This window comes from Methylobacterium frigidaeris, from assembly GCF_022179185.1.
GTDB lineage: Bacteria > Pseudomonadota > Alphaproteobacteria > Rhizobiales > Beijerinckiaceae > Methylobacterium > Methylobacterium frigidaeris.
In genome coordinates this window covers 1-259 of sequence record NZ_BPQJ01000247.1, presented here as the reverse complement: position 1 = coordinate 259, position 259 = coordinate 1, and the positions used below count along the sequence as shown (strand labels likewise).

Here is a 259-nt window from a genome sequence, read left to right as displayed (position 1 = left end):
GCCTCGGCCAGACCCGACAGCAGGCGGGTGAAGTATTCGGCGGTCTGCCCGCGCGACCACGGGGCGATCGCGCCACCGGCCAGGCTCAGATCCTGATCCGGCACAACCAGATCCGGATCGACCTCCTTTCGGATACCCAGACCCGTGCAATCCGGGCAGGCGCCGTAGGGCGAGTTGAAGGAGAACGAGCGCGGTTCCAGATCCTCGATGTCGAGCGGGTGCCCGTTCGGGCAGGCCAGCCGCTCGGAGAAGCGCCGTT

At 68.0% G+C, this 259-nt stretch carries 1 protein-coding gene; it reads right to left on the bottom strand.

The window, feature by feature from the left end; genetic code table 11:
- The coding region (locus MFF64_RS37030; RefSeq protein WP_238194035.1) for a hypothetical protein at window positions 1–259 on the bottom strand (259 nt) is incomplete at both ends.